This window comes from Caloramator mitchellensis, assembly GCF_001440545.1.
GTDB classification, from domain to species: Bacteria; Bacillota; Clostridia; order Clostridiales; family Caloramatoraceae; genus Caloramator; species Caloramator mitchellensis.
Genome location: NZ_LKHP01000050.1, coordinates 1 through 674, shown reverse-complemented (window position 1 = coordinate 674; position 674 = coordinate 1). Strand labels below are relative to the sequence as shown.

Annotated in this window: 1 protein-coding gene; it reads left to right on the top strand. The window is 36.5% G+C overall.

The window, feature by feature from the left end:
- Positions 1-674, top strand: a 674-nt coding sequence (locus tag ABG79_RS12155; protein ID WP_242859350.1) for a methyl-accepting chemotaxis protein, incomplete at both ends; no start/stop codon positions are given.

Below are 674 nucleotides of genomic sequence, written 5' to 3'. Positions count from 1 at the left end.
TTACAGCATATGAAGAATGAAACAGATAATGCTACTAATAAAGCTAATACAGGTAAAAAGGAAATGGACAAGTTAGTGAAGTCTATAGATGAGATAAGAAGAGCATTTGAAGCTGTAGTGAATAAAGTGAACAACCTAACAAGCTCAGTTAAAGAGATAAGCAATATAACAAGCGTTATAAATGCTATATCAGAGCAAACAAATCTATTAGCGTTAAATGCAGCAATTGAGGCAGCAAGGGCAGGAGAAGCAGGAAGAGGATTTGCTGTCGTTGCAGATGAAGTTAGAAAGCTTGCAGAGGAATCTAAAAAATCAACAAATGAGATAAATGAATTAGTAAATTCAATACAGTTAGATACAGAAGAAGTAATAAAGACATCAAATGAGGTTGAGGAGTTTATAAAGGAACAAACAAATTCAGTTGAAACAACAGTTGAATCCTTTGGGGAGATATTAGAATCAGTTGAAAAGATAGCACCTCTTATGGACAGAACATACAAGGGTATGGATGAGATGGTGAAATCTAAAGATGAGGTTCTATCAAAGGTAGAAGGAGTAAGTGCAATAACACAGGAAACGAGTGCAGCATCTGAGGAAGTAGCAGCATCATCGGAGGAACTTTCTGCATCATCAGAAGAAGTGGCATCTACTGCACAAAATTTAAGCGCGATGGC